At 71.0% G+C, this 18,104-nt stretch carries 14 protein-coding genes; 6 read left to right on the top strand and 8 right to left on the bottom strand.

All coding sequences use genetic code 11. The features are described 5' to 3' along the window. Positions 1–130: 130 nt before the first annotated feature. From ABGB18_RS33255 to ABGB18_RS33230, 6 genes are all read left to right on the top strand, one after another. The gene (locus tag ABGB18_RS33255; protein WP_347699738.1) at positions 131–1,087 is read left to right on the top strand and encodes a D-alanine--D-alanine ligase family protein; all 957 of its coding nucleotides are present in this window, start codon (positions 131–133) and stop codon (positions 1,085–1,087) included. Further along, entirely contained in the window at positions 1,084–2,463 is a 1,380-nt protein-coding gene (murF, locus tag ABGB18_RS33250; RefSeq protein WP_347699610.1) for a UDP-N-acetylmuramoyl-tripeptide--D-alanyl-D-alanine ligase, read from the top strand. Before ABGB18_RS33255 ends, murF begins: the two co-directional genes overlap by 4 nt. Positions 2,464–2,619: 156 nt before the next feature. After that, positions 2,620–3,312: an aspartate/glutamate racemase family protein gene (locus ABGB18_RS33245; protein ID WP_347699609.1), complete on the top strand. Its 693-nt coding sequence runs from the start codon at positions 2,620–2,622 to the stop codon at positions 3,310–3,312. Positions 3,313–3,607: 295 nt separating this feature from the next. Continuing rightward, positions 3,608–4,570, top strand: coding sequence for a chlorophyllase (locus tag ABGB18_RS33240; RefSeq protein WP_347699737.1), 963 nt, complete (start codon positions 3,608–3,610; stop codon positions 4,568–4,570). 159 nt (positions 4,571–4,729) lie between these two features. Further along, on the top strand, positions 4,730–6,484 hold the full coding sequence (locus tag ABGB18_RS33235) for a CocE/NonD family hydrolase (protein ID WP_347699608.1): 1,755 nt from the start codon (positions 4,730–4,732) through the stop codon (positions 6,482–6,484). Between the two features lie 171 nt (positions 6,485–6,655). Further along, positions 6,656–9,862: a hypothetical protein gene (locus tag ABGB18_RS33230; RefSeq protein ID WP_347699607.1), complete on the top strand. Its 3,207-nt coding sequence runs from the start codon at positions 6,656–6,658 to the stop codon at positions 9,860–9,862. 139 nt (positions 9,863–10,001) lie between these two features. On the opposite strand, the gene ABGB18_RS33225 is transcribed toward ABGB18_RS33230, so the two are convergent. The 8 genes from ABGB18_RS33225 to mdcA form a co-directional block, all read right to left on the bottom strand. After that, complete coding sequence (locus ABGB18_RS33225) at positions 10,002–10,910, bottom strand: hypothetical protein (RefSeq protein ID WP_347699606.1); 909 nt, start codon at positions 10,908–10,910, stop codon at positions 10,002–10,004. A gap of 163 nt (positions 10,911–11,073) precedes the next feature. Continuing rightward, positions 11,074–11,916, bottom strand: coding sequence for an alpha/beta hydrolase (locus ABGB18_RS33220; protein ID WP_347699605.1), 843 nt, complete (start codon positions 11,914–11,916; stop codon positions 11,074–11,076). After that, complete coding sequence (locus ABGB18_RS33215) at positions 11,913–12,875, bottom strand: malonate decarboxylase subunit epsilon (protein WP_347699604.1); 963 nt, start codon at positions 12,873–12,875, stop codon at positions 11,913–11,915. The genes ABGB18_RS33220 and ABGB18_RS33215 overlap by 4 nt, the downstream gene beginning before the upstream one ends. Then, positions 12,872–13,465: a malonate decarboxylase holo-ACP synthase gene (locus ABGB18_RS33210; protein ID WP_347699603.1), complete on the bottom strand. Its 594-nt coding sequence runs from the start codon at positions 13,463–13,465 to the stop codon at positions 12,872–12,874. The genes ABGB18_RS33215 and ABGB18_RS33210 overlap by 4 nt, the downstream gene beginning before the upstream one ends. Further along, entirely contained in the window at positions 13,462–15,111 is a 1,650-nt protein-coding gene (locus ABGB18_RS33205; RefSeq protein WP_347699602.1) for a biotin-independent malonate decarboxylase subunit beta, read from the bottom strand. The genes ABGB18_RS33210 and ABGB18_RS33205 overlap by 4 nt, the downstream gene beginning before the upstream one ends. After that, complete coding sequence (locus ABGB18_RS33200) at positions 15,108–15,398, bottom strand: malonate decarboxylase subunit delta (protein WP_347699601.1); 291 nt, start codon at positions 15,396–15,398, stop codon at positions 15,108–15,110. Before ABGB18_RS33200 ends, ABGB18_RS33205 begins: the two co-directional genes overlap by 4 nt. Beyond that, positions 15,386–16,282 carry a triphosphoribosyl-dephospho-CoA synthase gene (locus ABGB18_RS33195; RefSeq protein WP_347699600.1) on the bottom strand — a complete coding sequence of 299 codons (897 nt, stop codon included), beginning with the start codon at positions 16,280–16,282 and terminating at the stop codon, positions 15,386–15,388. The genes ABGB18_RS33200 and ABGB18_RS33195 overlap by 13 nt, the downstream gene beginning before the upstream one ends. Then, a complete protein-coding gene (gene mdcA / locus ABGB18_RS33190) occupies positions 16,251–17,903 on the bottom strand; it encodes a malonate decarboxylase subunit alpha (protein ID WP_347699599.1) in 1,653 nt (550 codons plus the stop codon). Before mdcA ends, ABGB18_RS33195 begins: the two co-directional genes overlap by 32 nt. Positions 17,904–18,104: the final 201 nt, after the last annotated feature.

The following is an 18,104-nucleotide window of genomic DNA, read 5'->3' as shown; positions in this document are numbered from 1 at the left end:
GCGGTCGAGGCGACCGTGACACAACCATGACACGGCGCTGACGAGGCGGGGACACGGTCGGCCGACAGTGGGTGGGGTTGACCGGCGGGGGTCCGGCCGTCTCCATGCCACTGAGGAAGGCTGATTGATCGTGTCTGAACGCGTACGCGTGGCCGTGCTGGCGGGTGGGCCGTCCGCCGAGCATGAGGTGTCGCTGCAGTCGGCGCAGGCCGTGCTCGACGCCCTGCCGAAGGATCTGTACGAGCCCGTCCCCATCATCATCGACCGGCAGGGCAGGTGGCCGGTGGAGCTGCGCCGCGATCTGGCGGACGTGGTCTTCCCCGTGCTGCACGGGCCGTTCGGCGAGGACGGCGTCGTGCAGGGTCACCTGGAGACGCTGGGCATGCCGTACGTGGGCTGCGGCGTCTTGGCCTCGGCCGTGGCCATGAACAAGATCGCGATACGGCGCATGCTCGTGGCGGAGAACATTCCGGTCATCCCACAGGTGTGGTTCACCGAGCACGAATGGCGTACCACCTCCGACCCCTCGGAGCCGGTGAAGTCGCTCGACTGGCCGATGTACGTCAAACCGGCCAACATGGGCTCCTCCATCGGCATCTCACGTGTCACCTCCATGGAGGAACTGCGCGCGGGCGTGGATCTGGCGCTCACCCACGACCGGCTGGTCGTCGTCGAGCAGGGCGTGACCGCGCGCGAGTTCATCTGCGGCGTGCTCGGCGGCTACGACACGCCGGAGGCTTCGGTGCCCGGCGAGCTCATCGTGCCCGGCGACTGGCTCGACTATGAGGCCAAGTACCTCAGCCAGGCCGAGATCGCCACCATCCCCGCAGTGCTACCGGAACGGGTGGCCGAGGACATGCGTGAGCTGTCCCTGCGCGCCTTCCGGGCGATCGGCGGCTACGGCCTGTCCCGCGTCGACTTCCTCTATGAGGAGGGCACGGGCCGCCTCTACGTGCTGGAGATCAACACCATGCCCGGCTTCACCTCCCGTTCCGTCTACGCCAGGGCCTGGGCGGCGAGCGGTGTCCCGTACCCGGACCTGCTGCGCCGCCTCATCGACCTCGCGTTCGCCAGGAGCGGCTCATGATCCCCATGAGGCTGGACAGGATCGCGCGGGTCGTCGGCGCAAGCCTGCATGACGTGCGCGACCCGCAGGCGCTGGTGACGGCGGCCTCGGCGGTCGACTCCCGCGAGGTGGTGCCTGGTGGCCTGTTCGTCGCGACGGTCGGCGCCCGGGTCGACGGTCACGAATACGCGGCCGGTGCCATCGCGGGCGGCGCCGTCGCCGTGCTGGCCTCAAGGCCCGTCGGCATGCCCGCCCTCGTGGTCGAGGACGTCCAGCTCGCGATCGGCCTGCTGGCCAGGCACCTGCTCGAACACATCAGCCCGACCGTGATCGGCCTGACCGGCTCCGTGGGCAAGACCACGACTAAGGACCTGCTGGCCCAGGTGCTCGAACGGCACGCCGAGACGGTCGCCACCGACAGGTCGTTCAACAACGAGCTCGGGCTGCCGCTCACCGTGCTGCGTGCCGACGCCACCACCCGATACCTGGTGCTGGAAATGGGCGCGGGGCGGAAGGGGGACCTGACATACCTGGCCGGGCTCGCACCGCCCCAGGTCGGGCTGGTGCTCAACGTCGGCACCGCACATGTGGAGCGGATGGGGGTCGGGCCAGCCGACGTGGCCGCGGCCAAGGGCGAGCTGGTCGAGGCGCTCCCGGTGGACGGGTTCGCACTGCTCAACGCCGACGACCCGTACGTCGTGGGCATGGCCGGCCGCACCAGGGCCCGGATCCTGTTGTACGGCGAGTCGGCGGAGGCGCAGGTGCGAGCCGAGGACGTACGGCTGGCCGACCGCGCGCGAGCCGCGTTCGAGCTGGTGACACCCTCCGGCCGCGCTCCGGTCGAGCTGGACCTCATAGGCGAGCACCAGGTGAGCAACGCCCTGGCCGCCGCCGCCGTCGCCACCGCACTCGGCCTGGGCGTAACCGAGATCGCCGATGGCCTGAACGCCGCACGGCGGCGCTCCGCGGGCCGGCTGGAGATCGTCGAACGACCTGACGGCATCACCGTCGTCAACGACGCCTACAACGCCAGCCCCGAATCCATGCGGGCCGGGCTGCGGGCGGTGAAGGCGCTGGCCGGCAGCCGTCGTACCGTCGCCGTGCTCGGCGCGATGGGGCAGCAGGCGGACGCCTCGCGGGCCCGGCACGCGGACCTGGGCCGGCTCGTCGCCCACCTCCGCTTCGACGTGCTGATCACGGTCGGAGCAGGGGATCCGCTCGCGATGGCGGAGGCGGCGGAGTCCTCGAACCAGGGCGTGGCCGTCCACACCGCCGAGGACGTGGCCGGGGCGCTCAGGCTGGCCACCGCGCTGCTCGAACCGGGAGACGTGGTGTTCGTCAAGGCCTCCAGCGAGATCGGGCTCGGTGCCTGCGCCCGTGCGCTGGCCGACGCCTGACCGTCGGCGCGTCGCCGACTCGCGCCGTGCGGGCGCGGCGTGTCTGAGTACCGCATCGAGCCGGTCCAGAGCACGGACGGTTGAGCAGCTTTTGCGCTTCTGCATGAGCAAGCACTTTGTCTAGCCTGCCGGCGCGAGCCGGCGGAACGGAGTTCCATGCGCACTATCGGTCTTATCGGCGGGTTGAGCTGGGAATCGACGGTGATCTACTACCAGATCATCAACCAGCGGGTACGCGAGCGACTCGGCGGCAGCCATTCCGCCAACAGTCTCATCTGGTCGGTCGACTACACGACCGTCGAGGACCTCATCTTCGCCGACCGCTGGGACGAGGTGAGTACGTTGCTGACCGGTGCGGGCAGGAAACTGGAGAATCTGGGCGCCGAGGTCCTGCTCATCTGCAGCAACACCTTCAGCCGGGTGAGCGACGACGTGGCGCGGGCCACGAGCGTGCCCGTGCTGCACATCGCCGACGCCGTGGGCGCGGAGGTCCGCGCCAGGGGGATGCGCAAGGTCGGCCTGCTGGGCACCCGCTTCACCATGGAGCAGCCGTTCTACCGGGATCGGCTGGCCGCCCACGGCTTCGACGTGGTCGTCCCGCGGCGCGAGCAGCGGGAACTGGTCCATAGCGTGATCTTCGACGAGCTGGTGCGCGGGGTGATCCGGGAATCGTCCAGGGACGCGTACGCCCGGATCGTCGCCGAGCTCGCGGACGACGGCGCCGAAGGCGTCATCCTCGGCTGCACGGAGATCGAGCTCCTGATCAGCGAGAAGGACACCGCCATCCCGGTGCTGCCGAGCGCCCGGCTGCACGCGGAGGCAGCGGCCGGCTTCACGCTGGCCGGCTGACACACCCTCGGTCGCGGCACGAGGGTGGCGGCGGGTCGCGAGTGTTGTCGATCGAGGATGACCCGGCCGCGCGGAAGGACAGTTGGGTCAGATCCGGAACGGGGCTCCGGCGCGGCCTTGTTCCGGGCGGGTGTGGTTCTCGGGTGTCATGTCGCTCCCCCGCTTGCCAAAACGGAACGTCATTCCGTATAGTTCCGGAATAGCGTTCCGCTTCTGGTTCACGCCCGCCCCACCGTCAGGAGGCGGACGCGTGGGCGCCAGGAGCCAGGTCGATCCTTATGCGAGGAGAAGCAGTATGAACACGCCGTTCACTGAAGCCGCCGGTGTTCCCGTCAGCGATTCCGCCCCGGTCATGACCTTCAGCCCCGTGGTGCTGCCGGTCCCGGGCCGGCTCGTGGATCTGCAGGTCAAGGTCTCCGCGCCCGCGACGGGGAGCGAACTGCCGATCATTCTCCTGTCACACGGCCACGGGCCTTCGAACTTCGTGTCATCCCTGCACGGCTACGGGCCCGTCGCGAATTTCTGGGCAGCCCACGGGTTCGTCGTGATCCAGCCCACCCACCTGGATGCGAAGATGCTGGGCCTGCGTGAATCGGACGACCCGGACGCGCCGCTGTACTGGCGGTCCCGAGCCGAGGACATGCGCTACATCATCGATCACCTCGACCAGATCGAGGCTGCCGTGCCGGGGCTCGGCGGACGCCTGGACCGGAGCCGGATCGCGGCAGTCGGGCATTCCCTGGGCGGACATACGGTCGGCATGCTGTGCGGCCAGAGCGTCACCGATCCGGCCGACGGGACGGAAGTGGATCTGTCCGACGCCCGGGTCAAGGCGGGTGTGCTCATGGCCCCGCCCGGCAACGGTGAGGGCCTCGCCGCGTTCGCCGCCGAGCACTACCCGATCCTGGGGTCCACCGACTTTGCCAAGATGACCACGCCGGCCCTGGTCATCGTCGGTGACAAGGACCAGAACCCCGCCTTTTCCGATCGCGAGGACTGGCGCGCCGACGCGTACTTCGAGAGCCCCGGCCCCAAGAGCCTGCTGACGTTGTTCGGGGCGGAGCACGGCCTTGGCGGGGTGTCCACGTACGACGCGGCGGAGACCACCGACGAGAACCCCGAGCGGGTCGCCGCGCTGCGGGCTCTCACCTGGGCCTATCTCCGCACCGCGCTCTACCCCGGCGACTCCGCCTGGGCCGATGCGATCACCGCGCTGAACAGCACGTCCAACCCGTTGGGCAAGGTCGAATCGAAGTGAAACAGGTCGACCTGGACCGGGCCTGCTGGTGACATCGCGCCGGCCGGCGACGAGGTCGATCGGCAGAGCGGGACTCGTGGCGCACCGCAAGCGAAGCTCAAGTGCGCATTGAGGCAACACCCAGGTGACGCCAAGGTAATCGGCCTAGCTTCTCGCTCCATGACAGATCGTTGTTGGATCAAGGCCCTCGCCACCGGAGTGGCGGCTGTCCTGCTCGGCCCACTCCCCGCGGCTCAAGCCTCGGCCGCGCCGGCTCTGACCGTGCGGAACGGGCACACGCAACCGGTGTTCTCCTACGCCGGCGCGGTACGCGAGAGGGTGTTCGTGGAGGCGCCGATGGACAGCGACCACGACGGTCGCCGCGACCGCGTCGCCGTGGACATCGTGCGGCCGGCCGAGCCGGGGCTGAAGGTCGCCTCCGTGCTCAAGGCCACCCCGTACATCGGCAAGAACGGCGTGTTCTCCGACTGGTACGACGAATACTTCGTCCCGAGGGGCTACGCGGTGGTGGAGGCGGCCGTTCAGGGGACGGGCGAGTCCGAGGGATGCCCGGCCACCGGCGGACGCCCTGACGTGCTCGCCACCACGGCCGTCGTCAACTGGCTCACCCGCCGCGCCCGCGCCACCTACCCTGACGGCCGCGCCGCCGTGGCGGACTGGAGCGCGGGCGCGGTCGGCATGGTGGGCCTTTCCTATGACGGCACGCTCGCCGAGGCCGCTGCCGCCGAAGGCGTGCCGGGCCTGAAGACGATCGTGCCCGAAGGAGCGATCTCCAGCTGGTACGACTACGCGCGCGACCAGGGCGTGGCCTACACCGGAGCACTCGGCGACCGCTATCCCGAGTACCAGGCGGACCGGGTCATCAGCGACGCCGCCAGGGCCAGGTGCGGCGAGGCGCTCAAGGCGCTGGGAGACGACGCGGCCGACGACGCGGCCGACTACACCGCCTTCTGGGCCGAGCGGGACTACCGGCGGCACGCCTCCCGCGTCCGGGCCTCCGTGCTGCTCGCCCAGGGGCTGAACGACCAGAAGGTACGCGGCCGCCAGTTCGCCACCTGGTGGCAGGCGCTGGCCGAGCACGACGTGCCGCGCAAGCTGTGGCTGCACGACGGCGGACACGAAGATCCCGTGCTGACGGGCGGGGACGCCTGGCGCGAGACCCTGCACCGGTGGATGGACCACTGGCTGTACGGCCTGGACAACGGCATCATGAACGAGCCCCGCGTCACCGTACAGCGCCCCGACGGCTCCTGGCAGACGTTCGCCGACTGGCCACAGCCCGGAACGCGGGACGTACGGATGTGGTTCGGCCCGGCCACCCCCACCGCCGCGGGCACGCTGAGGCCGTCGCCGTCCGCTCACGGCGGCACCCATTCCTTCACCGACGACCCGGCCCAGGCTGAGACGACCATGGTCGCCGATCCGCAGACCAGCGCCGCGCACCGGCTCGCCTACCTCGGCCCGCCCCTGACCGAGGCCACACGGCTGTCGGGGACGACGCGCGTCCGGGTGCGCATGACGAGCACGACGACCAGCACCCCGCTCACGGCTCTCCTGGTCGACTACGGACCCGCGTCGTCACAGCCCTCCGCCGCCCCTCATGCGGAAACCGCCGACCTGGCTCCCGCCGCCCTCACGGGCAAGCTTCCGAGCAAGCTGCCGGTGGTCACCCGCGGCGCCATCGACGTCAAGAACCGTCATTCCCTCACCCGCCCGAGCCCCGTCACCCCCGGCCGCTCGTACACGGTGGACTGGCGCCTGCACCCCACCGACCACGTCTTCCCGGCAGGCCACCGCATCGGGCTCGTGATCGTCGCCAACGACCGGGACTACATCACCACCGACCCGGCCGCCGGATCGGTCACAGTGGACCTGACCCACAGCAGCCTGACCCTGCCCCTCGTCAAGCCGTAGCCCTCCACGGACGACCACCAGCCTGAAGCCCCTCGCGCCTGCCGGCCGCGAGGGGCCAGATGAAGCCACGCGATGACCGTGCCGGGCCGCTGACCGTCCGTAATCAGTTGTTACGCAAACGAAGCCACGATCCGCCTCGCCACCGCCCGGCCCGGGTATGACCATGAGCTCGTGAGGAAACGCTGGAAAGCCGCCCTCTGGGGTGTCGTCGTTCTGCTGACGGTCGTCATGGCCGGCGCGTTCGTCTGGGCGTGGCGGGCTTCCACCCTGACCGGAAACCAGCTCGAACGAGCTTCGGACCAGTCGGCGCTTTGGGCGCTCGTCGTCGGCCTCGGCGCGCTGGTTCTCGCGGTGGTCGCGGTGCTGGTGGCCCTGCAGGCGGGCGCGGGCGCCGCCCCCGGCGACCGGCTCGCGCAGATCGCCGACGACCTGGCCAGAGCGGTCGAGCGGGCGGAACGGCGGCGCCGCGACCAGATGCTGGGCCTGGACGGCGGAGCCGTCGCGGCCCTCACCCTCCACCCGACGCGGGTCCGGCTCCTTTCGCCCGCGCAGACCCCGCGTGACCTCAGCCTCGGCGACGTGCTCGACTACCTGCCGCGGCTGAGCAGCCCGCGCGTCATGGTCACGGGTCCGGCCGGCGTGGGCAAGTCCGTGCTCCTCACCCAGCTCACCCTGAGCCTGCTCGACCGGCGGAAGGAGGGCGACGGCGGTCACCGGCGCCCCGTCCCGCTCCACTTCCAGCTCGCGGGCTGGGATCCGGCCGCACAGTCGTTCACCGAATGGCTGGCCACCAGGATCGCCCGCGACTTCCGCATCACGCAGCGGGTCGCGCAGGAACTCGTCGACGAACACCTCATCGTCCCGCTGCTCGACGGGCTCGACGAGATGGACCTCGGCGGCGATACCACCAGGGCGCGGGCGGCGGTCGCGCAGCTCGGCCGTTACGGCGAGCCGCGGAACCCGCTCGTGGTCGCCGCCCGTACGGAGACCTACGAACGGCTGCGCGACCACGACCACGTGGTGCTGGTCGGCGCGACCGACGTCGAGATCCAGCCGCTGACCCGCACGAAGATCTGCGCGTTCCTCACTGACGTGGCCGCCGATCGCGCCCCGATGGTGCGTGACGGCTGGCACGCGGTGGTCTCCGCGATCCACGGCGGAAGTGCTCCAGTGCTGGAGGAGGTGCTGTCCACTCCATGGCTGCTCACCCTGGCGGCCACCGCCTACCGCCAGAGCGACCCGTCCGGGCTGCTGGAGTTCGGCGACACGCAGCGGGCGAAGGCCCACCTGCTTGAGCAGTTCGTGGGCATCAGCGTGACGCGGGCGAAAGAGGCGAAGCTGGGGCCGGAGGCCGACTCCTCCGCAGAGGCCGAACGGGTCAGGAAGTGGCTGAGCCGACTGGCCTCCTGGATGGAGAGCTCGGGGCCGCGTTCGGAGATCCTGCTGCATGAGGTCGCCCTGGTGAGCGGCGGCTGGCTGGGCAGGCTGCTCTACGGGCTCGTCGTGCACCCGATCTGGACTCTGTGCGTCCTGTGGGCGGCCTTCATCAGCTCCTCTCTCCCACCGCCGGTCCCGGGCAGCTTCGCGACCACCGCGCCGGCGTTCCTCCAGGCGGCGCTGCACGTCTCGTTGCCCGTGCTGAGCCTGTGGATCGCCGGGGCCATCCGCGCGGCCTGGCTGGGCGGCGCGCCGGTCACGCCCAGCGGGTTCCGGCGGATCAGCGCGATCTCGCCGTTCGAGACGCTCGCCATGGTCGCCGTCATGCTCGGCGTCGGAGCGGTCGTGGGGCTCGTCGTCGCGATCTTCAACGGCCCGCTCGGGGAGGGGACGGGTGGCTTCCCGACCTCGGTCTACTTCCTCGCGTGCGTGTCCGTCGGGGCCACCATGAGCCTGGTCGCCGCGCCGCTCTACATCGTGAGCGTCAACATCGACGTCGCCGAGGTGTCGGACCCCCACCAGCCGGTACGCGCCGACGCCTTCAGAGGACTCTGGTTCGGCTTCGTGACCGGCCCGCTACTGGGCCTCGCCACCGCCCTCCAGTACGGCCCGTGGGCCGGCATCTGGAGCACGGCGGCGGCGACGGCGCTGGTCGCCGTCGTCTTCATGAACGTCGCCGTACGCCAGTTCATCGGTGCCGTCTCGGGCTGGCTGACCGGCCGCTTCGCCCCGAGACCCGCTCGGTTCCTGGACTGGGCGGTGGAGGTGGGCATCATGCGTACGTCGGGGGCCGCGTACGAGTTCCGCCACGGCGATCTGCGGCGCTGGCTGGCCGGCACGTACGGCCAGGTCACCTGGGCACGGCCGGCCCACGCAATCCCGGAGAACCACGGCAGGGTGAGCCGCGTGCTGTTCCACCCGGACGGGGGCAGCTTGACCGTCTGCGCGGACCGCGCGACCACCCGGTGGCGGATCGAGGACGGGAGGCCGGCCTCCCGTCAGGGAAAGATCCAGCCGGGCCGGGGACCGTGGTCGGTGACCACGGCGGACCACCATCCGGGGGGAGAGCTGCTGGCGACCGACGGCGGCCGGGACAGGCTCGCGCACCTGTGGGACCTGACCGGCCCCGACGGGTTCAGCCCGGTGCCAGACCTCGCCTGGGACGGGACCCGATCTCGCGACGACAAGCTGACCGACAGCCAGAACGGTGAGAAAGGCGACGAACCGACCGAGAAGTCCGCGTTCGCGCTGTGCTTCCTGCCGGGCACCGACGTTCTCGCCACCGGCCAGGCGGGTGGGATCCTGCGCCTGTGGGATGTCTCCGACCGCCGCGACCCCGTCCTGCTGTCCACCACCACGCTTGCCCAGCTGGTGGTGGACACCATCGCCGCGAGCCGGGCAGCCCCGCTGCTCGCCACCGGCTCACCGGACGGGAGCGTTTCCCTCTGGGACGTGCGCGATCCCACCGCGCCCGTGACGACGACCGTGCTGTCCGGTCGAACGGGCCACATCCGGGCGATCTGCTTCAGCTTCGACGGACGGCTCCTCGCCGCCATGGGCGCCGGCGGCGTCGCCGTGTGGGACCTGCGTTCGGAAACCGAGGACGGCACCCAGCCTGTTTCCTCGCTCGCCGTCGCCCCCGGCAGGCGGCGTGCCCTCGCCTTCCATCCCGGACAGCCACACGTCCTGGCCGTCGGCGACCTGACGGGGAGCGTGTCCTTCTGGAATCTCGGCGATCCCGCGCAGCCCCAGCGGTTCGCGCAGGCCCCGTCCGCCCACGGCAAGGCCGTGACGGACCTCGTGTTCAGCCCCGACGGCCGCCTCATGGCGACCGCCTCACTCGACGGTGGCGTCCTGCTGTGGCACCTGCATCCCGCCCTGGCCGGCCACGACGGCTCCGGGGACGACGCCGAACGCGATCAGACCCAGCCTTCCGCCTAGACCAGGCCAACTGTCGCGTCAGGGCCGGAGCGGAATGCGGTCGAACCAGTACAGGCCGACCGCCACGCTCAGCCCTGCCGCCCGAGGCGAATGCCTCCGCGCCGCAAGCAATTCGCGTTCTCGACCTTCACAGGTGCGATCACTGGTTCACGCCTTCGGCGAGGCCGCCGCAGGTGAAGCCCTTCTCCCGCTCCGGATCGAGCTGGATGTCGCCGAGGTTGGTGGTCTCCATGGGCCGGCGGAACGTCTCGTACTTGTCGCAGTCGTAGAGGAGATACGTGCCGTCGCTCTCACCGAGCAACATCATCCAGCGGCCGTCGTAGAGCGGCTTGTCGCTCCCCGCGTCCTTCAAAATCGTCCACTGGTCCTGGAATCCGACCAGGCTCAGCAGGTCGTTGGCCTCGCCGGTCTCCTGGACCTCCTCCGCGCCCTGGATCATCGCCAGGATCAGCAGGAACCCCAGGCCGACCCCGGTCATGCCACCCACGAGGAGCTTCGTCCCGGCCCTCCCGACCGGCTTGCGACGCAGCAGCCGGAACGGGATCAGGAACGCCAGCACGCCCAGTCCCACGGCGACGATCACCATGACGGCGATGTCGAGATCGCCGAAGAGCACGAAGATCCCCCAGTACGTGGCGCCGCACCACAACGCCGCGATCGCGGCGGCGATCCACGGCCGCCGCCGGATGCCCCCGACCAGCTTGCCCACCGCGCCGAAGGTCACCTTGTCGACGACCCAGGCGAGCCCGACCAGCACGCCAAGGAGCGGGATGCCGGTGATCAGGAGAAGCACCAGCGTGCCCATCAGCCGGCCCAACAGCACCGACTGGTCGATGCCCGCCTGCTGCGGACTGATGCCGAACACCGCGTACATCTGCTCGACGCCGATGTAGAGGACCGCGTAGAGGGCCACGCCGACCGGGACGATGACCGAACCTATGCGCTCGAGCAGCGCGAGGATGCCGCCTCCGCCGTCATCTTCCGCGGTGACGTCCTGCGAGGGCATATCAAGATCGGCTCGTTCCGCCGACAGTGTCTGACTGGACATGACGGAGGAGACTAGCACTCCTATACCTACATACCGTTAAGAGACGGTATACACACTGAAAGCGATCCACCTCAGCCGGCCACGCTGGAACCACGACGGCGGCCGCCCTGCCCGATGGTCGTCATCGCTGGTCAGCAGGTCCGGGCCAGGTGCCCGGGATCGCTTAATCTCTCTTCACGGAGCAGACTGCCGATGCGATCACGGACGTGACCGCGTCCGGGTGCGAGACCAGGGTCAGGTGAGACCCGCCCTCGAACTTGGTGACCTTCGAGTGGGCTCGCTGCGCCATGGACAACTGTGACGTCGGCGTGATGATCCGATCGCCGGTGCTGACGAAGTACCACGACGGGATCCTTTTCCACGCCGCGGCCCGTGACGGGGTCTCGAACGCGCTGGTCGAGGCGGCTCGCTGCGAGGCCCACAGGCGTACGGCAGTGTCGCGCGGCAGGTCCGAGGCGAACGAGCCGATGAAGACGTCCCGTTTGAGGTACAGGTCACTCGCTCCCTGGGGCGCTTTGGAGTAGGACACCTTGTCGTACAGGGAGTCCGGGGCGCCGTTGAGGGCGGAGCCGGATCCGCTGAGCTGGGAGGTGGTCTCCCCTAGGTCCGGTACCGCCGCGTCGACGTACACCAGCGCTTTGACGTTCGGGGCGTTGGCGGCGGCGTTCGTGATGACCGAGCCGCCGTAGGAGTGCCCCACCAGGACGACCGGGCCCGAGACTGTTTTCAGGAAGTCCGCGACGGTCGCGGCGTCGTCGTCGAGGTTGCGCAGCGGGTTGCCGATGGCGCGCGCGGTGTAGCCCGCCCGGCGCAGCGCGTCCACCTCTCCGTTCCAGCTGGAGGTGTCGGCCCATGCCCCGTGGACCAGGACGACCGTCGGTTTGGTCGTGCCCGATGACGGGCAGTGCGGCGGACCGCTCGCCTGGGCCGTGGCCGGCTGCGCGGCGACAGCCGCGGTCAGCGCCGTCAGCAACATGATCGTCGTTCGGATACCTGTACGGCTCATCGTTTTCCCCCCTTGACCAGATCGTGCTGCTGAGTTGGTCGCCGAGCGCGGCGAGCGAGGAACACCACGTCGGCGATGCTGGTGCCGGTCAGGGCCACGACGCGCGCGTCGGGGTGAGCCGCGCGGGCGAGCCGGGCCAGGACGTGTCCTGGCGGTGTCTGGACGAACAGGGTGGTGCCGAGTTCGCCGAGCAGGGCGGTGACGTCGCGCCATCGCACCGTGGTCGCGACGCCGTGGGCGAGGTCGTCCAGGACGGCGCCGGCGTCGTGGAGCAGCCTGCCCGTGGAGTCGCTGAGGTACGGAACGGTGAGGCACCGCCGCGGTACCGCGGCGAGGTGGTCCGTCATGGCGTCGGCGACGCTGATGAGGAGCGGGCAGTGCGACGGGACGGCGATGTCCAGGCGGTGTACGTGCCGCGCGCCGGCCTCGGCGGCCGTCACGTCGAGGCGTTCCAGCGCGTGCGCACCGCCCGCGACCACGACCTGCTCGTCGGAGTCGATGACGGCGACGTACGCCGGGTCGGCCTCGGTCGCCACCTTTTCCACCACACGGCGCACCTGGGCCACGCTCAGGCCGAGGACGGCGGCCATGCCGTATCCGGAGGGATACGCGTCACGCATCAGCTCACCGCGTCTGCGCACGGCCGTGAGGGCTTCGGCGAAGGTCAGGGTCCCAGAGGCGACGGCGGCGGGGAACGCCCCTGCGGAGTGGCCGGCCACGGCGTCTGGGGTGGCGCCTTCGCGGTCGAGGGCGCGGGTCGCGGCCACCCCGGCGATGCAGAGCGCGACCTGCGCGGTGACGGGCGATCTCAGCGCCTCCGCGCCGTCCTGGCGGGACGAGCCGGGCATGATCTGCTCGGCTTCGGCGAGGGTCTCGGCGACGGCCGGGTGGCTCGGCAGGTCGTGCAGCATCCCGGGACGCTGGGTGCCCTGGCCGGGGTAGAGGAAGGCGACCTTCATGCCGGGTCCCACGGGTCGGTCACGAGTTGCGGACCGTGGGGGGTGCGAACCATGACGAGACCGCTGGTACGGGACCATTCGACGAGGTTGACGCCGCCTCGCGGGGTTTCCAGCTGGCAGTCGACCCGGCCGGGCAACGTGGCGAAAGCCTCCGCGAGGCGGGTGGCCTCGGCCTGATCCCACCTGTACGGCGTCCTTATGAGCACGTCGAGGTCGCTTCCGGCGTGCGTGGCCGGGTGGCCGGTGGCGAGTTCGAAGCCGACGCCGCCGGTCGGGCCCCAGACGGCGACGCCGTCGAGCACCCGGGCGACGGCGGACAGGGTGGCCGCCCGATGAGTCAGGCGCGGATGGGGACGCAGGGCCTCCGGCGGTACGCGGCGGATCACCGCGAGGGAGGGGACGAGGGCGGCGTGGCGCTGCGCTCGGCTCGGACCGCGTACGCCGATCGGGATCAGGCCGGGCGGGCGTGGCCCCCGGCGTACGACAGCCCAGGGGCAGGCGGCGAGTGACGCGCGGGCCCAGTCGGGGAGCGTGGCCTCCCACGGCCCGCCGCCGGCCAGGAGCAGCAGGTCGTGAGGACGGGCGATCAACCCCATTGGGCCGTCAACGCCTCTCGGATGTGGCGGGAGGCCGCGCGGGTTCGGCGCGCTCCGGGCGAGTCGAGCCGGTTGCTCAGGTCCCGCGGGCCCCGCCGCGCCCGCGCGACCGCCGCGGTGAGCGCGTCCTTCGCCTTCCGCACATCCCTCTCGGTCGGGACGTCGGCGTCCTCCACCGTCAGGAGCTCGTCGCACAGGCCGAGCTTCGCCCAGTCGGTGACGTCGTAGGACAGGGGCGGGATACGCCTGGCCAGCTCGTCGAGCTCGGCCACGGTACGCAAGGTCACCTCCGCCGCCGCCCTCTTGTGCATGGCGTGGATCAGTACGCCGGGGTCGTCGAGCGCCAGAACCTGGTTCGCCTGGAAGCCGTGCGCGAGCAGTCCGCCGGACAGCGCCGTGCCGACGATGAGGACGATCACCGGATGCCCGGCCGTGCGGGCGGTGGCGTAGGCGTCCACGGCGGCGGCCAGCGCCTGGTGGATGCCGAGCGTCTCCTCGACGCGCCCGTACGCCTGGCTGGGCAGGTCGACGAGCGCGATGATCGGGCGGCGGCGCTCGTCAGGCAGGTGCGCGTTCTCCGCGATCGTCCCGGTCACCTCGAGGGCGAGGGCGAGCCCCTCGCGGAGGCCGACCTCGCCTCGGCGGGCACGATGGTACGGGCTGTGCGGGTCGGGCACCACGGTGAGGATGCGGGCGATGTCCTCGCCCAGCGTGACGTCAGCGCGGATCACGGACGGGACGCTGCCGTTCACGACTCCGTCGGCAAGCGCTTGAGTCCAGGCCCGCCCGCGGCTCATCGGGGGGCCTGCCGCGGCCGCGAGGTCGTGTGGCTCGGACGGGTGGGCGGCCTCGATGCGCGCCCGCAACTCGCCGATGCGCTGGGAGCGGTGCTCGGCGGGCACCCCCCGCGCCACCGCGCCGATCACCGCGGATCGCAGAGCGGCGACGTCGTCGACGATCAGTTCGTCCGCCAGGCCGGTCCGGGTACGCTTCCTGCCGCCGGTGATCGACCAGATGAGCGGATGGTCGGAGGCATCCAACTCGGCCACCCCCGCCTCCGACTCGATCACCGCCGGGCCATCGAGCCCGAGCCTGCCCTCCTCGGTCATGATCAGCTCGGTGCACAGCCCGGCGGCGATGCCCATACCGCCGAAACAGCCCAGCGCTCCGGCGATGACGCCGACGACCGGCGCGAGGGCGCGTAGCTCCAACAGTGCGGAGCACACCTCGGCGACCGTGGCCAGGCCCAGGTTGGCCTCCTGAAGGCGCACGCCCCCGGTCTCCAGCAGCAGCACGGCGGCGGTCGTGGTGCCACCGCGGCTGTCGCGGGCGGCCAGGGACAGGGCGGTCGCGATCTTCACGCCGGACACCTCGCCGATGCCCCCACCCTGGAACGCCTGCTCTATGGCGATCACGACCGCGGGGCGTCCGCCGAGCCGTCCCCTGACCACCACGACCCCGTCGTCGGACTGCGGGACCACGCCCTGTGGCTCCAGCCAAGGAGACTCGATGCGGTCGAACGGACCGCACAGCTCGTCGGCCGCGCCGTCGTCGAGCAGCGCCGCGGCCCGCGCCCGGGCGTCCAGTTCGATGAAGCTGGTACGGTCCAATCGCGCGGCCCAGTCCGTGGCGGATGTCATGCCCTGCCCTCCTCGATGGCCTGCCGCAGGCGCAGGGTGACCACGCCCGGTGTGGCCCCGAAGTCGTTGAGCTCGAAGCTCGCGGCGACGGGATGCCGGGCGAAGAACCGCTCCAGCACCGTCCGCCACACCGTGTCGAAACCGTCCACGCTCGTACGCACCCGCACGTGCGCGGCACCGTTCGCCGGGGTCATCAGGACCTCCAGATCGCCCGAGCCGACCACCCCCACATGCGTACGCCGGGCGGGCGGCCGGTCCGCCGGGAACTCGTAGGTCAGCGTCTGCATGTCATCACCTCTCGTGCGGCGCGGGAACGTTGCCCCGGCCATGGCAGCATGTCGAGGAAAAGTGCGGCGGCCAGCAGGTCGCCGCTGCCGCCGGGCGACAGCCGGAGTCCGCGGAGCCGGTCGTCCAGCTCAAGGAGCGCGGCTCGGCCGCGATCCGTGCCCGCGCCTCCCCCGGCCAGGACACGCGAGGCCCCGAGCTGTACGACGCGCAGACCCTCACGACCGCCCCGGTGCAGGACGCAGGTGTCGTCCAGGAGGCTCATCACCGCCAGCAACGCGTCCAGCCTGGCTACCTTTTCGGTACGGCCGTCCGCCCTCGCCCGGCGCAGCCGCGGCAGCGCGACCTCGATGACGTGGGGGAAGGCGGCCTCGGCCTCGCCGCGCGCACCGCCCGTCCCATACCGCCGCCGGACCAGCTCGCCATGAGAGGCCGGTCCCGCCGGTATCCATCGGTCGGGAAGGGCGGCCAGCCGGGCCGCGCCGGCGGCCGCCCCGCGTTCGTCGCCGGCGCCGCCCGCGACGGCGGCGACCAGCAGGCCGAGCGCCCACAATGCCCCGCGATGGGTGTTGACCTCGCCGGTGGCCCGCGACATCGCCCGGTCTCCCGCACGGCCGAGCCGGCCCAGCTCCTCCCGCAGCCCGGTGCCGGAGACCAGGCGTCTCGCCGTGTACGCGACGGCGCGGAACGTGGGCCGCAGCGCCTCGGCGGAGGCCAGCAGGAGCGGCAGGTCCATGTCGTCGTGCGCGCCGCTGCCCCGCGCGTCCACCAGGCCGGGTTTCGGGCTCAGCAGGGCCTCCGCGCACAGAGCCCGTACCGCCGTGCCGGCCAGCACGTCCGCCCGCATCGCCGGGTCACCAGGTCCGGAACCGGGCGGGCGGGTCATAGAGTCCTCCGGACCAGGCCACGAGATCCTCGATGCTGCGGGCGGCCAGCAGGGAACGCCGCGCCTTGCACACGTCCACCTTGAGGTCCTCGGGCAGCGCCACCAGGCCCTCACGGCGCAGTGCCGCCACGCGCCGCTCCTCGGCGCGGCGGCCGATCGGGGTGGCGCCCGCGATCGCGGCCACCATCTCACGCCGTTCGGCCGGCCCTTCGGCCTTGTAGAGGTAGGCCACCCCCTCCTCGGTCACCACGTGGGTGACGTCGTCTCCGTAGATCATGATCGGCGGGATGGGCATGCCGGCGTCCTTGCCCACCTGGACCGCGTCCAGCGACTCCACGAACGCCGGAGTGCCGCCCGAGCGGAAGGTCTGCGTGATCTGCACGACGAGCTTGCGCCCGCGCACCGCGGGGGCCTCGCCGGTCAGTAGTTTCAGCCACGTGGCGGAGGGGTGCCTGCGTCCTCCCGGGTCGTGCCCCATGTTGGGCGCTCCACCGAACCCGGTCAGCCGGCCCTCGGTGACCGTCGAGGAGTTCGCGTACGCATCGACCTGCAGTGACGACCCGATGAACATGTCCACCGCGTACTGCCCCGCGAGCTGGCACAAGACCCGGTTCGACCGGAGTGACCCGTCGTGGCCGGTGAAGAACACGTCCGGCCGGGCGGCGACGTACCGCTCCATGCCGGGCTCCCCGCCGAAGCAGTGCACCGATTCCACCCAGCCGCTCTCGATGGCGGGGATGAGCGTCGGATGCGGGTTGAGCGTCCAATGCCGGCAGATCTTCCCGCGCAGTCCCAGCTCCTCGCCGTAGGTGGGCAGGAGAAGCTCGATCGCCGCGGTGTCATAGCCGATCCCGTGGTTCAGCGTGACCACGCCGTACCGCTCGTAGATCCCGCGCAGGGCCATCATGGCCATCAGGATCTCCACCTGACCGATATGGCGGGGATCGCGGGTGAACAGGGGCTCAAGCGCGAACGGCCGTGGGCTCTCGACGATCAGATCCACCCAGTCGCCTGGGATGTCCACCCTGGGGACCCTGTCCACCAGCTCGTTCACCTGGACTACGCTCACTCCGCCGGAGAACGCCACCGCCTCGGCGATCGTCGGTGTGTCCTCGGTGCTGGGCCCGGTGAACAGGTTCCCGTCGTGGTCGGCCTGCTCGGCGCAGAGCAGCGCGACGTTCGGCGTGAGGTCCACGAACATGCGCGCGTACAGCTCGACGTAGGTGTGAATCGCACCGACCTCGATCTTGCCGTCGGCCAGCAACTGCGCCATGCGCACGCTCTGCGGGCCGGCGTAGGCGAAGTCGAGACGGCGAGCCACGCCGCGCTCGAACACGTCCAGGTGCTCCCGCAGGCTGATCGAGGAGATCAGCAGGTGCAGGTCGTGCACCACGCCCGGATCGCAGCCGGCCAGCATCTCGGCCAGAAAGTCGGCCTGTTTCTGGTTGTCGCCCTCCATGGCCACCCGGTCGCCGGGACGCAGCAGCGCCTGGAGCGCGTCGCCGGTGCGCCCGGCATCCAGCACCCGTCCCGAAACGTACGGCCGGACCGCCTCCAGCCGCTCCAGCTTCGCGGTCCTGCGCCGGGTCCAGTCCCGGGCGCCCCTCGCCATGGATGCCATCGCTCACCCCCGTCGCGCGCTGACCAGGTATTCTCTTACCTCAGACGCACTCTCCTAACTCGGAGCCCGTCGCACCTTCTACCGCCGGCGCGTCCGATGCCCTTGGGATGGGCCGACCGGCACCGCCGCAAGATCGGCGAATCAAGGAGCATGCCGACAGGCTCGTTCACACGGAGAGTGGCCAGTGCCGGGGCATCCGTC

Origin of the sequence: Nonomuraea sp. B12E4 (assembly GCF_039871825.1) — a bacterium.
Classification (GTDB): Bacteria; Actinomycetota; Actinomycetes; order Streptosporangiales; family Streptosporangiaceae; genus Nonomuraea.
This window is presented reverse-complemented; position numbering and strand designations above follow the sequence as displayed.

Excerpts from the sequence above, each read along its gene's own strand:
- ABGB18_RS33235 (WP_347699608.1), top strand. The coding sequence starts at position 4,730 with ATGACAGATCGTTGTTGGATCAAGGCCCTCGCCACCGGAGTGGCGGCT.
- ABGB18_RS33215 (WP_347699604.1), bottom strand. The coding sequence starts at position 12,875 with ATGAAGGTCGCCTTCCTCTACCCCGGCCAGGGCACCCAGCGTCCCGGG.
- ABGB18_RS33240 (WP_347699737.1), top strand. The coding sequence starts at position 3,608 with ATGAACACGCCGTTCACTGAAGCCGCCGGTGTTCCCGTCAGCGATTCC.
- murF (WP_347699610.1), top strand. The coding sequence starts at position 1,084 with ATGATCCCCATGAGGCTGGACAGGATCGCGCGGGTCGTCGGCGCAAGC.
- ABGB18_RS33195 (WP_347699600.1), bottom strand. The coding sequence starts at position 16,282 with ATGACCCGCCCGCCCGGTTCCGGACCTGGTGACCCGGCGATGCGGGCG.
- ABGB18_RS33220 (WP_347699605.1), bottom strand. The coding sequence starts at position 11,916 with ATGAGCCGTACAGGTATCCGAACGACGATCATGTTGCTGACGGCGCTG.
- ABGB18_RS33245 (WP_347699609.1), top strand. The coding sequence starts at position 2,620 with ATGCGCACTATCGGTCTTATCGGCGGGTTGAGCTGGGAATCGACGGTG.
- ABGB18_RS33225 (WP_347699606.1), bottom strand. The coding sequence starts at position 10,910 with ATGTCCAGTCAGACACTGTCGGCGGAACGAGCCGATCTTGATATGCCC.
- ABGB18_RS33205 (WP_347699602.1), bottom strand. The coding sequence starts at position 15,111 with ATGACATCCGCCACGGACTGGGCCGCGCGATTGGACCGTACCAGCTTC.
- ABGB18_RS33200 (WP_347699601.1), bottom strand. The coding sequence starts at position 15,398 with ATGCAGACGCTGACCTACGAGTTCCCGGCGGACCGGCCGCCCGCCCGG.
- mdcA (WP_347699599.1), bottom strand. The coding sequence starts at position 17,903 with ATGGCATCCATGGCGAGGGGCGCCCGGGACTGGACCCGGCGCAGGACC.